Origin of the sequence: Gordonia sp. McavH-238-E (assembly GCF_022348225.1) — a bacterium.
Classification (GTDB): Bacteria; Actinomycetota; Actinomycetes; order Mycobacteriales; family Mycobacteriaceae; genus Gordonia; species Gordonia terrae.
This window is the reverse complement of sequence record NZ_JAKRFE010000006.1, coordinates 361,527-373,605: the sequence shown is the minus strand read 5'-3', so window position 1 is coordinate 373,605 and position 12,079 is coordinate 361,527. Positions and strand designations below refer to the sequence as shown.

At 64.1% G+C, this 12,079-nt stretch carries 11 protein-coding genes and 1 pseudogene; 3 read left to right on the top strand and 9 right to left on the bottom strand.

Features of this window, described 5'->3' with window-relative positions; all coding sequences use genetic code 11:
* Nucleotides 1-599: 599 nt before the first annotated feature.
* The 4 genes and pseudogenes from MHN80_RS11545 to MHN80_RS11530 all read right to left on the bottom strand — a co-directional run bounded on the left by MHN80_RS11545 (nucleotide 600) and on the right by MHN80_RS11530 (nucleotide 3,088).
* Entirely contained in the window at nucleotides 600-803 is a 204-nt protein-coding gene (locus MHN80_RS11545; protein WP_239401750.1) for a hypothetical protein, read from the bottom strand.
* A gap of 30 nt (nucleotides 804-833) precedes the next feature.
* Nucleotides 834-1,218, bottom strand: a pseudogene (locus MHN80_RS25925) (transcriptional regulator).
* 48 nt (nucleotides 1,219-1,266) lie between these two features.
* Nucleotides 1,267-1,899 (bottom strand): isochorismatase family protein, encoded by a 633-nt coding sequence (locus MHN80_RS11535; protein ID WP_239401748.1) that lies wholly within the window; start codon nucleotides 1,897-1,899, stop codon nucleotides 1,267-1,269.
* A gap of 157 nt (nucleotides 1,900-2,056) precedes the next feature.
* On the bottom strand, nucleotides 2,057-3,088 hold the full coding sequence (locus MHN80_RS11530) for a carbon-nitrogen hydrolase family protein (RefSeq protein WP_239401746.1): 1,032 nt from the start codon (nucleotides 3,086-3,088) through the stop codon (nucleotides 2,057-2,059).
* A 137-nt stretch (nucleotides 3,089-3,225) separates the two neighbouring features.
* Here MHN80_RS11530 and MHN80_RS11525 point away from each other — a divergent pair, with 137 nt between their 5' ends.
* The 3 genes from MHN80_RS11525 (at nucleotide 3,226) to MHN80_RS11515 (ending at nucleotide 7,025) form a co-directional block, all read left to right on the top strand.
* Nucleotides 3,226-4,155, top strand: a complete 930-nt coding sequence (locus MHN80_RS11525; RefSeq protein ID WP_239401744.1) for a helix-turn-helix domain-containing protein — start codon at nucleotides 3,226-3,228, stop codon at nucleotides 4,153-4,155.
* A gap of 139 nt (nucleotides 4,156-4,294) precedes the next feature.
* Nucleotides 4,295-5,605: an MFS transporter gene (locus tag MHN80_RS11520; protein ID WP_239401742.1), complete on the top strand. Its 1,311-nt coding sequence runs from the start codon at nucleotides 4,295-4,297 to the stop codon at nucleotides 5,603-5,605.
* A 307-nt stretch (nucleotides 5,606-5,912) separates the two neighbouring features.
* Nucleotides 5,913-7,025 carry a class II histone deacetylase gene (locus MHN80_RS11515; protein ID WP_239401740.1) on the top strand — a complete coding sequence of 371 codons (1,113 nt, stop codon included), beginning with the start codon at nucleotides 5,913-5,915 and terminating at the stop codon, nucleotides 7,023-7,025.
* Between the two features lie 76 nt (nucleotides 7,026-7,101).
* Here MHN80_RS11515 and MHN80_RS11510 read toward each other — a convergent pair whose 3' ends face one another.
* From MHN80_RS11510 to MHN80_RS11490, 5 genes are all read right to left on the bottom strand, one after another.
* Nucleotides 7,102-7,917, bottom strand: coding sequence for a FadR/GntR family transcriptional regulator (locus MHN80_RS11510; protein WP_239401738.1), 816 nt, complete (start codon nucleotides 7,915-7,917; stop codon nucleotides 7,102-7,104).
* Nucleotides 7,918-8,051: 134 nt separating this feature from the next.
* Nucleotides 8,052-9,344, bottom strand: coding sequence for an MFS transporter (locus MHN80_RS11505; protein WP_239401736.1), 1,293 nt, complete (start codon nucleotides 9,342-9,344; stop codon nucleotides 8,052-8,054).
* A gap of 190 nt (nucleotides 9,345-9,534) precedes the next feature.
* Nucleotides 9,535-10,461: a ketopantoate reductase family protein gene (locus MHN80_RS11500; RefSeq protein WP_239401734.1), complete on the bottom strand. Its 927-nt coding sequence runs from the start codon at nucleotides 10,459-10,461 to the stop codon at nucleotides 9,535-9,537.
* A 35-nt stretch (nucleotides 10,462-10,496) separates the two neighbouring features.
* The gene (locus tag MHN80_RS11495; protein ID WP_239401732.1) at nucleotides 10,497-11,684 is read right to left on the bottom strand and encodes a mandelate racemase/muconate lactonizing enzyme family protein; all 1,188 of its coding nucleotides are present in this window, start codon (nucleotides 11,682-11,684) and stop codon (nucleotides 10,497-10,499) included.
* 28 nt (nucleotides 11,685-11,712) lie between these two features.
* Nucleotides 11,713-12,000 carry a muconolactone Delta-isomerase family protein gene (locus tag MHN80_RS11490; RefSeq protein ID WP_239401730.1) on the bottom strand — a complete coding sequence of 96 codons (288 nt, stop codon included), beginning with the start codon at nucleotides 11,998-12,000 and terminating at the stop codon, nucleotides 11,713-11,715.
* Between the last annotated feature and the right edge of the window lie 79 nt (nucleotides 12,001-12,079).

Genomic DNA, 12,079 nt, shown 5'->3' with positions numbered 1-12,079 from the left:
AGCATTACGGTGGGTCATGAGGGCCTCTTGGTGATCGGCGTGTGTGTGGTAACCACATCGATACCGGAGGCCCTCACCTGTTGACCGGAACCACGCCGTTCACAACCTCCCCAAGAGTTACAGCTAGTGAAGTAAGCGCGCCACTTGTCCCCCGCCTATTTGGTGTCAACTAAGCGTGTCCGCATCGGCTTCACCGACGCCGACATGTGCGACGCCTCCACCACTGCGGCCACCTCAACCCATCCAGACAAAGCGCCAGGAAAGGAAAGCGGCCGTCATCCTCGGACTCGGCGGCGCCAACCTTGCCCACCATCGTCGACTCTCCGGAGAACTGGCCGACCTACATTGAGCCTCCGGTTCCATAACGGCTGAGCAGGTCCATGGCCGAGTGGCCACGAACCCTTCCCGCACGTTAACGTCGTCACCAGCTTTTTCGGCGGTGTGGACGGATGCGCGATGACCAGAGCGAGTCCGACGTCTGGGATGTCTCCACGGTCGCCACCTCGACGCCATCGCCGCCAACTAGGAGGCGAAACGCAAGACCGCGACCATCATCGGACTCAACGACAGCAGCGCGGGGAGCGCCATCAGCGTACGCCTCACCTCGGATCGCTGAGCTTACGGCAGCGACACTCGCCGGTTCCGCCGGCACGTTGGGCAGTGCCCGGTTTGCCGCAGGCGTCGGCCTTTCGTGCGGTGATGCTTTCACGGGATGCGATCGCCGCGTTGTAGGCAATGGTAGTCGCGACGACCCATCGAACGCGATCCTGCAACAACTCTCGACGCGCATTATTGATGGTCATCCGTCACCGACGATAAGCCGTGCTCGGAGGTCACCTGAGAAGCCTGCTCGCTCGAGGCCGGCAACACGCCGGATCGACCGCCAGCACCAGCATCAAGTCGTCGAGGGAGGTGCCCGAACTAGCTGTCGGCCACCTCGTACCGGGACCGGCGACCCTCTGGCACCGCGACGACTAGCCCGCAATCACGTAGGCAGGCAGGGTGGTTCGACATTACGTTGTTGTCGGTACTGCCGGTGGCATCTCCATCTGGCGCATCGAACCTCGCCAGGTCGGCAAGCAGCTGGCGAGGTTCTGGGTATGGCGCCGATGCCGGTTGGGCCCGCAACATCGATGACGTGACAGCATCATCGACGATCGGGTGTTGTCCGTCACCGAAACGACAATCGCTCGATTTGCGCCGCGGTACCGCAGACATTAGATGGACCGCGCCCCGCGACGGACCGGTCGGCGCGGCGCGCGTGCCTCAGCTGTAAGCCTGTGCACCCGCAACCGCCGAGGCCACTAGGTTGTCCTTTCCCAGCGGTGTACTTGCGGTGAGCGCATCGCCCCAGGCGGCCGTGGTTCCCACTGCGGCGAAGTTCGAGTTAAGCAGCACCATGAGGGTGGTGTGCAGTTGTTCGGCAGACACTGAGCCTGCCTCGTTGGCCAGGTTGATCGCGCCTGTCGAATCCGACAGAACTTCAACTGCAAGACCAAGGGTTTCTGCATGAGCCGCGGTCGCGATCACGCAGTTGTTTGTCATATAACCCACGAGTGTGATTGTGTCGACCCCCTTAGCCGAAAGCCACTGAACTACATCCGTGCCACCGAAGACGCTACCGGTCTGCTTCGTGGCCATCTTCCACTCCGGAGACACACGTTCCTGAACTTGCGGATGGAGTTTCCAACCGTCGGAGCCGTCCGCGAACACGGGGAAGTCGGCCGGAAAAGTGTGCTGCAGCGCCACAACGGGGAGACCTGCGGCCGTGGCGGCGTCGATGGCCGCGATGATGTTGTTCAGCGAGTCATCGCGCGGTGGGTACTGGACCTGCATGGGTCCTGCGAAGTAATCGTTCTGGACGTCGATCACGATGAGTGCGCGCTTCGGAGCGGGCATGGGGTTGAGATCCTTCCGGTCGGGATACACCCGAGCAGAGTCGTTCGAGTGCATGTATAGCAATTGTGGCGCCGTACGCGTGGGCGCACGAGTGGCGCAATCGCCCATTACTGATGATTTTGCGCCATTCCGGCGGCGGTCGCCAGCACCTTGTCACTCAGGAAACCGCCATGACCTCCGAATCGTCGTCGGTCGGCACTGCGTCGACGTCGTCCGACGGCGGCTCCGTTCCCAAGATGTTGACCTTCGGCTGAGGCGCTTTGTTGAATCCGAGACGCAGTACGTCCGGACGCGAGTAGTGCCCAACCGGGTCCGCCGGGTTCTTTGCGGCCAGAATCGCAGACAGATCGATGTCCGCGTACAGGATTCCCTCGTCATTGGGCGCGAGCGGTTCCGCGAGTGAACGACCGTCGGGACCGTAGATACGGGCATATCCGCCTCCTTTGTGGATGAGCTGTCGCTTCTCCTCGGTATCGGCAAACGCCTCCCAACCTGCATCGCCGATGACCGCGCATGGAGCGAGAACGTAGGTCTGCCCTTCTACGGCGTATTGCTGAGAGGCCGCGGTGTTGACCTCGGGCCCGAGCGCATACACCGCGCCCGGGAAGATCGAGAAGCTGGGCCATGCGGCGATGTGAATCTGCTCGTGCTGCGAGTACATGGCGTACTTGGTCAACGGCTGCAGATGTTCCCAACAGCACAGCGACCCGACTCGGCCGAGACTGGTCTGGTCCACGACCAGATCGGAACCATCACCCTCACCGAACAGGGTCCGCTCGACGTGGGTCGGCTTCAGTTTGCGGCGTGTGCGTACGACGACCCCGTCACGCTCGATGACCGCCTGGCCCATGTACAGCGAACCATGACCGCGCTCACTAAATCCCATGGTGATCGCGATGTCGTTCTTTCGTGCGGCTTCCCTGATCGCCGCGAACTCGCTGCCGTCGAGATCGAGCGAGTTCTGCGGATACCGGATGAAGTACTGGCTCTGCCAGGCCACCGAGTCAAGCCACAGGAACCACGGGTACCCCGGTATCCAGGTCTCCGGGAACGCGATCAGATCGGCGCCGGCCCGGGACGCCTCTTCGACGAGCGCAATGGTCTTGTCGACGGTGGCCGAGAGGTCGAACCACACCGGTTCGGCCTGGGTCACCGCTGCCTTGAACGTGCCGGAATAGTCGGTGGTCATCGAGACTCCATTCTTTGTTGGTGGCAGCAACGTTAGGTGCGTCACAGCCGACGTCCGTAGGCATTGCCAGCACGATCGATCGACTATTTTTGAACCGTTTGGTCGGTTTTTTGCGACGACGGCCTACGATGGCTGCCATGACAAGTCTCCGCGCGACAGGGATCGAGGAGTGGTCGCAGCTGTGCAGTGACAGCTTCGTCCCGCTACGCGCGGTCGGCGATGACACGTTTCGCGGCGAGATCGACCACCGGGTCGTCGGCGATCTGGGGGTCTCGCGTGTACGTTGCACCCGGTCGGTGGTCCGCAGATCATCGCGGCTCATCGCGCGTGAGCCACGCGACGACCTACTGCTGTCGGTCCAGGTGGAGGGCGATGGCCTGGTCTCGCAAGCGGGTCGCACCGCACAACTGAGACGCGGTGCCGCTGCCTTCTACGAAGCCGACCGTGAATACGAGTTGCGCTTCGACCGCCCGATGTCGGAGATCGTGCTGCAGGTCCCTCGCGACCGGCTCGCAATCCACGCCGCCGGAATCCGTGAGGCCACCGCCCGATCCATCGAGGCCGGCGATTCGGCCGTGACAGTCCTTCGCCATCTGCTCATCGGGGTTCTCGAAACCGACGCCTTCGCCCCGGACCAGGAGCACGAGGTTGCCGAGGCAGCGATCGGGCTGCTGTCGGCTGCGCTCCGGCCCATGACCACCAAGCCGTCAACCCAGCTGAACGGTGAAGCACTGGTGGTGGCGTTGAGTGCCCGCATCCGACGCGAGTCGCATGACCCCGGCCTGTCGTTCGATGACCTCGCGCGCCGGCACGGCATCTCGCGTCGCTACCTGGATCTGCTGTTCGGCCGCCAGGGCGAGACCCCGGCGAGTTACCTCCGCCGCATCCGTCTCGAACGAGCCGAGCATCTCATGCTGACGGATCGAACCTCCACGATCTCCTCGGTCGCGCACCGCGTGGGCTTCGGCGACGTCAACACCTTCATCCGGGCCTTCCGTCGGACGCACGGGGTGACCCCGAGCGCCTGGCGCCACGAGCAGCCGTCGCCCGCAGACGAGAGCGCTTAACCGGACCCACTCTTGCACGCCTTCCGATCGCGACCTATCGTGTGTCGATACCCCTACTGGGTAGATGTATATGAGCCGGCACCGACGACCGACCGGCTACGGTCACGAGTGCGACCGGCCTCGAGAAGGACCGACAGAGATGACGCCTGATACCCCGAAGAGCAGCGGGAGGCTCATACCGTTGATCGTCATCGCATCGGCGCAGCTGATGGCGGTGCTCGACGACTCGATCGTGAACATCGCCCTGCCCAGCATCCAGGGCGAACTCGACGTCGCCCCCGCGCTGCTGCCGTGGGTGGTCAACGCCTACATCCTCACCTTCGGAGCACTGTTGCTGCTCGGGGGGCGCATCGGTGACCTGCGGGGACGCAAACGAACGCTGCAGGTGGGGATTGCATTGTTCGTCCTCGCATCGCTCGTCGGCGGGCTGGCGATGAACGTGGAGATGCTGGTCGCCGCGCGAGCCGTCCAGGGGGTGGGCGCGGCGTTGGCAGCCCCCAACGCGCTGGCACTGATCGCGACCTCGTTCTCCGAACGGAAGATGCGCGACCAGGCACTGTCGCTGTACGGGGCGATGTCGGGTCTCGGCATCATCGTCGGTCTTCTGCTCGGCGGGTTGCTGACCGATGTGCTCGACTGGCGGTGGGTCTTCTTCATCAACATCCCGATCGGACTTCTCGTGCTCGCGGGTACCCGAACCCTCACTTCGGCCACGCCGCAAGACGGACGACTCGACGCGGTCCTCGGCACCGCCGGGATGGCCTTGCTCGTCTACGCGATCACACGCTTCGGCGAGGCCGGGGCCGCTGACCCGATCGCCTACGTCCTCCTCGTCGCCGCGATGGTGCTGCTGGTGGCCTTTGTCCTGAATCAGCGCCGCAGTCCGAGCCCGCTCGTCCCGTTGACGCTGTTCGAGGATCGCAACAGGGCGGGCGCCTACCTGGCCATGCTGGGGTTGGCCATCGGCCCGATGGGCACCTTCTATGTCGTGACCCTCTACATGCAGCAGGTCGCAGGTTACAGCCCGCTGGTCACGGGGATGTCGTGGCTGCCGTTCGCCGTCGGCATCGTCCTCGGCGCCGGCGTCGCTCCGAAGCTGCTGTTGCGCACCGGTCCCCGCTACGTCGCGGCGTCGGGCGCGTTGCTGAGCGCGGGCGGAGTGCTGTGGTTCTCGCAGCTCGACGTGGCGACCGACTACTGGACACTGATGGCTCCGGCGATGGTGCTCATCGCCTTCGGATTCGGACTCGGCACGATCGCGCTCACCCAGGCCGCTGGGTACGGCGTCGAGGCAGACCGAGCGGGAATCGCGTCGGCCCTGCTGAACTCGGCCCAGCAAATCGGTGTAGCCCTCGGTCTCGCACTCCTCGCCGGGGTTGCCGCGACGGTCACCGCCGGCGCCGACGATCCCGGTCCGCGGAGCCTGGTGGATGGCTATGGCGGGCGCTGATCGTCGGGGCGTGCGTTCTGTTCGTCGCAGCGGTCGTGTCAGCATTGAGCCTCAGCGCCGAGACCCTGTCCGACGAAGTTCGCACCCGCGATCTCGAATCCGGGGACCGGCGCGAACGCCGTAGCGGAACCTGACGCCGTCGAACGTGAACCGGACCCGTCCGGGACGAACAGCAGTGCGCGGCGGTTCCAACAGGCGGAACAGTTGCCGTAGTGACCCAGGTCTCCCGCGCTTAACCTCGCAGTGCATGCGCGGTCATCGGACGCGCTGTGCGTCAATGACTGCCTGCGAAGGAGACGCAATACCCATGGCAACAAAACTCACGTTCCTGACCGACGAACAGACCTTCTGGCACGCAGGAGGGAACTACGCGTTCCTGCTCCCGGTGGGAGGCAACGTGCAGCCGTTGGTCGCCGGCGGATTCGTCGAGAGTCCCGAGACCAAGCGCCGCCTGCGCAACCTCATCATGGTCACCGGACTCGCGAAGGAGATGGTCGTGTCGAGCGCCGAGCCCGCCGACGAGGCGGACCTGCTGCGCGTTCATCCCGAGCACTACCTTGCGAAGTTCCGCGAGTACAGCGAACTCGGACACGGTGACATGGGTGACTTCGCGCCGGTCGGACCGGGCTCGTACGAGATCGCGAAACTGTCTGCGGGACTTGTCATCGAAGCGGTCGACGCGGTCGTGACGGGTCGCTCGGACCGTTCATACGCCCTTTCACGTCCTCCCGGGCATCATTGCCTGCCGGACAAGGGAATGGGGACGTGCCTGCTGGCCAACATCCCGATCGCCATCGAGACGGCCAAGGCCAGGCACGGCCTCGGCAAGGTCGCAGTCGTCGACTGGGATGTCCACCACGGCAACGGAACCCAGGCGGTTTTCGAGGATCGGGCGGATGTCCTGACCATCTCGGTACACCAGGAGAACTGCTACCCGCCCGGTTACAGCGGTTTCGAGGATCGCGGGATCGGTGACGGCGTCGGTGCGAACCTCAACATCCCGCTCCCAGCCGGTAGCGGCCATGACACCTATCTACAGGTGATGCGCGACATCGTCGTCCCTGCGCTCGACGAGTTCGCTCCCGATCTCATCGTGATCGCCTGCGGTTTCGATGCGAACTCCGCCGACTCGATGGCTCGAATGATGCTGCACAGCGAGACATTCCGTGAAATGACCGCAATGATGAAGGATGTGGCCGGCCGGCTGTGCGCGGGCCGACTCGTGTTCGTGCACGAGGGCGGATACTCCGAGGCGTATGTACCGGTCTGCGGACACGCCGTGCTCGAGGAACTCTGCGACGTCCGCACGTCCCATGAGGATCCGCTCCTCGAGTTCTTCCGTGCTCAGCAACCGGGTCCCGAACACGCCGCATTCCTCACGGAGAGGGTTCAGCACCTGGTCAGCGCGCTGGCCGAGTAGGAACCGGAGCTCGAGGGCACGACGGTCGGCAGTGGACCGTCGTGCCCTCGGGTTCTTGCACCGACCGAAACTGTCGTCATCGTCCGGCCACACCCATCCGGTCACGTGTCCGGCGGCCACGGGTGGTCGGTTGACGCGGGGTCTCGGCCAACTCGTCCGACGATTCGCCGAGCCACGCCTCGAAGATCAGTCGTCCGGCCTCGATGTGTTCGCTCATGTGGCGGGCCGCGGCGTCCCCGTCGCGGTCCTCGATCGCATCCACGATCCGTTGGTGGCCGACGTGTCCTGCGTCGTCGAGGCGTGTGAGATACGAGCTGAAGGCCACCCACAGTCTGCGCCTGGCCTCCGTCACGCCATCGACGATGAAGTCATTTCCCGTCGCGCGGGCGATCAGCAGATGGAACTCGGAATCGAATGCCTGGATCAGACGCGCACCTTCGAGCGTCTGATCGGTCTTGTAAGCCGCGAAGTGCGCATCCATCTCCGCCAACACCGACTTCAACCCGTCGAGGTCGGAATCGGTCCGCCGCTCTGCCGCCAACCGAGCCGATCCGATCTCGATGGCCGATCGAAACTCCCACGCGTCACGAACCACCCCCGGGTTCCGTCGGATCTCGTCGCTGAGATCGTGCCCCTCGGTGGGGTCCTGAACCACGTAGCCTCCGCCCCGGCCCCGCCTGACCGAGAGGAACCCGTCGCTCTCGAGGATCGCCGTCGCGGTCCGGATGGTGTTCCGCGAGACACCCAGGATCTCGGCGAGGTCACGTTCGGTCGGGAGGGTGTCGCCGGGACGGTAGGCCCAGACCTCGACCGCCCGCCGCAACTCCTCGAGAACCAATTCGTGGACAGGTGCCACCTTGACCCGCCGAAGGGTCGGCTTAGGGACGGACATCACATACTCCAGCGCGTCGCGGTGACGGTGACCCGCAGGCCACCGTCACCGATTTCGTTCACAGATCAGTCCTTTGATCCTTTCACAGTTCTTGCCGACGCCGACCTGCGACGCAACCCGGACGTGTGCGACCTCTAAGCCGTGGGTGCGGGACGGGCCTCCGACTCGATGATCCGCCGGTCACGTTCGGGCCGGACCAGCCACGCGATGAGGATCGCGGCGAGAAACACGAATCCGGCAGTCAGCAGGAACGCCAGGCGGAAGCCGTCGACCGGGTTGTCGGCCCGGTCGACGAGCCAGCCCGTCACCGCAGGACTGAACACCGCACCGAAACTTCCCGGTCCGACGCATAGTCCGAGCGCTCCCGCCCGCCGGCTGGTGGGAGTGATCTCCGAGATCACTGCCGGCCCGACCACCGCCATCACCTGACAGAAGCTGAATGCGACGGTGATGAGTGCAAGCTGCGCGATCCCGCCGGTGAGTGGGAAGACAACCATGCACAGGCCGGAGATGAGCAGGAACGTCGCTGCGACGAGTCCCCGGCTTGCCCGACTGCTGAGGCCACGGGCCAACAGACGGCGGCTCAACAGCGGCTGGACCACGAAGAGCACACCCATGACGATCCACGGCAGGGTGTTGAGCAGACCGACCTGCCCGGCGTTGTAGTCGAGGTCGGAGAGGTAGCTGGGCAACCACGTGGTCAGAACCCCGACCACCCATTGGACGACGAAGAACCCGATGACGCAGGCAATCCAGGTGCCACTACGAAAAATCGTGCGATACGGCACCACCGGCCCCGAAGGGCTCGCCTCGGCCGCCTTGGGCATGCTGGAGTCCAGCGCGCGGACATCAGCGGGCCCTTCCCGCCCTACGATCAGCCACACCACCGCCCAGACCAATCCGATGACGAACATGAATCCGAATGCGAAATGCCAACTGCGAGAGACGATGAGCCACGTCAGCAATGGTGACCCGACCACCACTCCGACCGTGGCGCCGGACTGGATGATGCCCGTCACCAGGTTCCGGTTCTTGTTGTCGAACCATTTGTGGGCGGCGTGCTGAGCGATGGGCACGATCGGCCCCTCCCCGAACCCGAGCAGCACCCGGCACGCGAACAGGACGGCAAAGCTCACCATGCCCATCATGGGCGCGAGGCTCACCGACCAGAGCAGGGCCATCCCGAACAGCAGCCAGCGCGACTGGACCCGATCCCCGATGAAACCGCCTGCCACTGCCGCGATTCCGAACACCAAGAAGAACGCGCTGCCCAGCAGGCCAAACTGGGACGCATCCAGGTCGAGATCCCGCATGATCGGTTCCGCCGCCAGGCCGAGTATCGCCTTGTCCGCGAAATTGATGATCAGCAAGAAGAAGAGCATCACGACGATCGCCCAGGCTCGCCGCCGGCTGTACTGCGGACTCACCGGGTGTATATTTCTCTGCGGGACTTCAGAACTGAGTTGGGTCATCACTTCGCTCCACGAGGTGTGTACTGGTCAGAAAGGCGGTTCGGTCCCGTTCACCTCGGTCAGAACGAGGCGAACGGATGGCTCGACCCGGTGAGTATTCTGTGGATCTCACGGGCCGTCAGTGGTGCAGCTGGTCGGCGCTGAGTCACCCCTCCGGAAGCCCGGGGTACCCGATCGCGCGGAGGACTCGTTCGTATGCCTCCATCGGGAGTCCGTACGCACGCCCCAATGCGTAGACGTCGTAGAACTGAGACTCGTACTCGGTCTCATTGCCGTTCTTGTGGTCGACCATCAACGAGGTGGCGTAATCCGCGTCGACGTTGGTGACGGCCTCGACGAGCTCCGCTACCGGGTCGCCGGGTACCGGCACACCGGCGGCGTCACCGATCTGCATCAACTCGTTGCCGAGATCGCGGAGATACTGCATGGACTCGGAACTTCCCCGGACGTCGCCGGCATAACCGTCGTAGTACACCTCGGCCGCCGACAGGGTGGATACCCGGATGAACTTTCGCAGGCCGCTGCGGAGCATGTCGTCCGAGATCTCCACGGTGAGGCCGACATCGGTCAGATCGGCTGCGATGCGCTCGACCCCGGCCGGCATCGGATGCTTGTGCCGCGCCCCCAAGACCACCGTGAAGAGGTTCAGCTTCTGCTTCACGACACCCGGCGACGACAGTCCCACCGCCACATAGGCGACACCCTCGGCGATCTGCACATCACGATCCATCCCCGCTTCGATCCGGTCGCCCACATTGAGTGCGTTGATCAGCGACAGGATGACGGTGTTCGGCCCGCACACGCGGCCGAGCAGCGCGAAGGCTGAGTCCAGCGAATAGGACTTGACGCACACGACGACCACGTCCGGGGTCTCGTCGTAGTCCTCCGCCGCCACTGCTTTCACCTGTTCGATCAGCGTCTGGCCATCTGCGGTTTCGATGGTGATGCCATCTCGGCGGATGATCTCGAGCTTCTCCCCCCGCGCGATCAGGGTGACGTCTTTGCCTGCTCGGTGCATGAAACCGGCGAGGCACGAACCCAGCGCTCCCGCGCCGATAATCAGATACTTCATCGGAACTCCATTCGCAATCTTGTCGATACCGGTCGCTAGGCGACCGTGATGATGTCGGCGCGCCGTAGCGCATCCGCGCTCAACTCTTGGCCGAGCCCCGGCAACTCGGGGACTTCGATCACTCCGTCTCGCGGACGGTGATCATGGGTGCCGAGCTCGATGTTCTCTTGCATGGCGGCCGCGGCGTGGTGCTCATGGATCACGAAATTCGGGATCGCTGCCTCCAGATGAAGTGCTGCCGCCACCGCGATCGGCCCTCCGCACACATGTGCCTGAACGGCGACGTCGTAGGAGCGGGCCATATCGCAGATCTTCTTGGCTTCCGTCAGACCCCCGCAGTTTCCGACGTCGGGCTGGATGATCCGGAGGGCACCGCTCTGCAAGTAGGGTTTGTACCCCCAACGGCCGTACACACGCTCGCCGCCCGACAGCGGAAAGGGGAGCTTTCGTGCAATCGACGCCGCGCCACTGGGATCGAGCGGAAGAGACGGCTCCTCACAGAACAGGATGCGGAACTCCTCGAGTTCACCGCCGAGTTGCACCGCCGTGTTCACATCGGTGAGTGAGTGGAGTTCGATGATGATGTCCAGATCGTCACCACCGACTTCTCGAATGGCCTTCACGCGATCGACCCCCGCCTTCAACAGGGACCGATCGAGCATCCCTGTGTAGCGGATGTCGAAGTACTCACCGGTCGGTCCGAAGAAGATCGGGTTGACCTTGATGCAGTCGAATCCTTCCGCCATTGCCCTACCGGCCGCTTCTCCATACTCGCGCGGGTCGACCAGCGGATGACAGGGGACACCCCAGTCGAGCTGCAATTGGCTTGCATACGAACGCATCTGCGTGTTCGTCTTGCCGCCCAGGAGTTGATACACCGGGACGTCGAGGACTTTTCCTCGAATGTCCCACAGCGCGATGTCGATCGCCGAGATCGCACCGAAGATGAAGCCGCCACCTCCCAGTCCCCAGAAACTGTCCCGGAACATGCGCTCCCACAGCGCCTCGGCAGCCATCGGATCCTGCCCGACGACAAGTTCGGCGAAGTCCTGCGCCGCGCCGAACGACCCGTGCCGCGACTGGCTGTAGGCCAGCCCGATCTCACCGAGTCCACTGACGCCTTCATCGGTGTTCACGCGGACGACGGTCGGATGCCATGCAGCACCCGGGACCGGGCTCCGTCCCGAATTCAGCCGGATCACCTCGACGCTGGTGATTCTCATACTTGCTCCCGCTCTGTAGACGACACCATCAGCCGGCGTTGACGACCGATGGGTGACGCGCGATCAGGGTCACGTCGATGTCCATGTAGGCACGCATCGGCAGCCCGGCCAGGATGTCCTGCAACTCTTCGTTCGACTCGACGTCGAACATCGTCAGGTTGGCCATGCGGGGACCGACGACCCGCCAGAGGTGGGCGACCTTGCCCTTCTGCTGCAACTCCTGCCCATACGCCTTCTCGCGACGCAGGATCTCGTCTTTCAGGCCGGAGTCAATGTCGATGGGAAAGCTCGTCTCCATACGTGCGAGGAACAGCATCTCGGTTCTCCTTCACGGTCTTCTGGACCGTCTTGTCCGCCCCCGAGGGGCCGGGCGCCTCACGGTGAGGCAATTGGTT

Bases quoted from the DNA above. Each gene is read 5' to 3' on its own strand.
- MHN80_RS11545 (WP_239401750.1), bottom strand. From the start codon at position 803: ATGACCATCAATAATGCGCGTCGAGAGTTGTTGCAGGATCGCGTTCGA.
- MHN80_RS11535 (WP_239401748.1), bottom strand. From the start codon at position 1,899: ATGCCCGCTCCGAAGCGCGCACTCATCGTGATCGACGTCCAGAACGAT.
- MHN80_RS11530 (WP_239401746.1), bottom strand. From the start codon at position 3,088: ATGACCACCGACTATTCCGGCACGTTCAAGGCAGCGGTGACCCAGGCC.
- MHN80_RS11525 (WP_239401744.1), top strand. From the start codon at position 3,226: ATGACAAGTCTCCGCGCGACAGGGATCGAGGAGTGGTCGCAGCTGTGC.
- MHN80_RS11520 (WP_239401742.1), top strand. From the start codon at position 4,295: ATGACGCCTGATACCCCGAAGAGCAGCGGGAGGCTCATACCGTTGATC.
- MHN80_RS11515 (WP_239401740.1), top strand. From the start codon at position 5,913: ATGGCAACAAAACTCACGTTCCTGACCGACGAACAGACCTTCTGGCAC.
- MHN80_RS11510 (WP_239401738.1), bottom strand. From the start codon at position 7,917: ATGTCCGTCCCTAAGCCGACCCTTCGGCGGGTCAAGGTGGCACCTGTC.
- MHN80_RS11500 (WP_239401734.1), bottom strand. From the start codon at position 10,461: ATGAAGTATCTGATTATCGGCGCGGGAGCGCTGGGTTCGTGCCTCGCC.
- MHN80_RS11495 (WP_239401732.1), bottom strand. From the start codon at position 11,684: ATGAGAATCACCAGCGTCGAGGTGATCCGGCTGAATTCGGGACGGAGC.
- MHN80_RS11490 (WP_239401730.1), bottom strand. From the start codon at position 12,000: ATGCTGTTCCTCGCACGTATGGAGACGAGCTTTCCCATCGACATTGAC.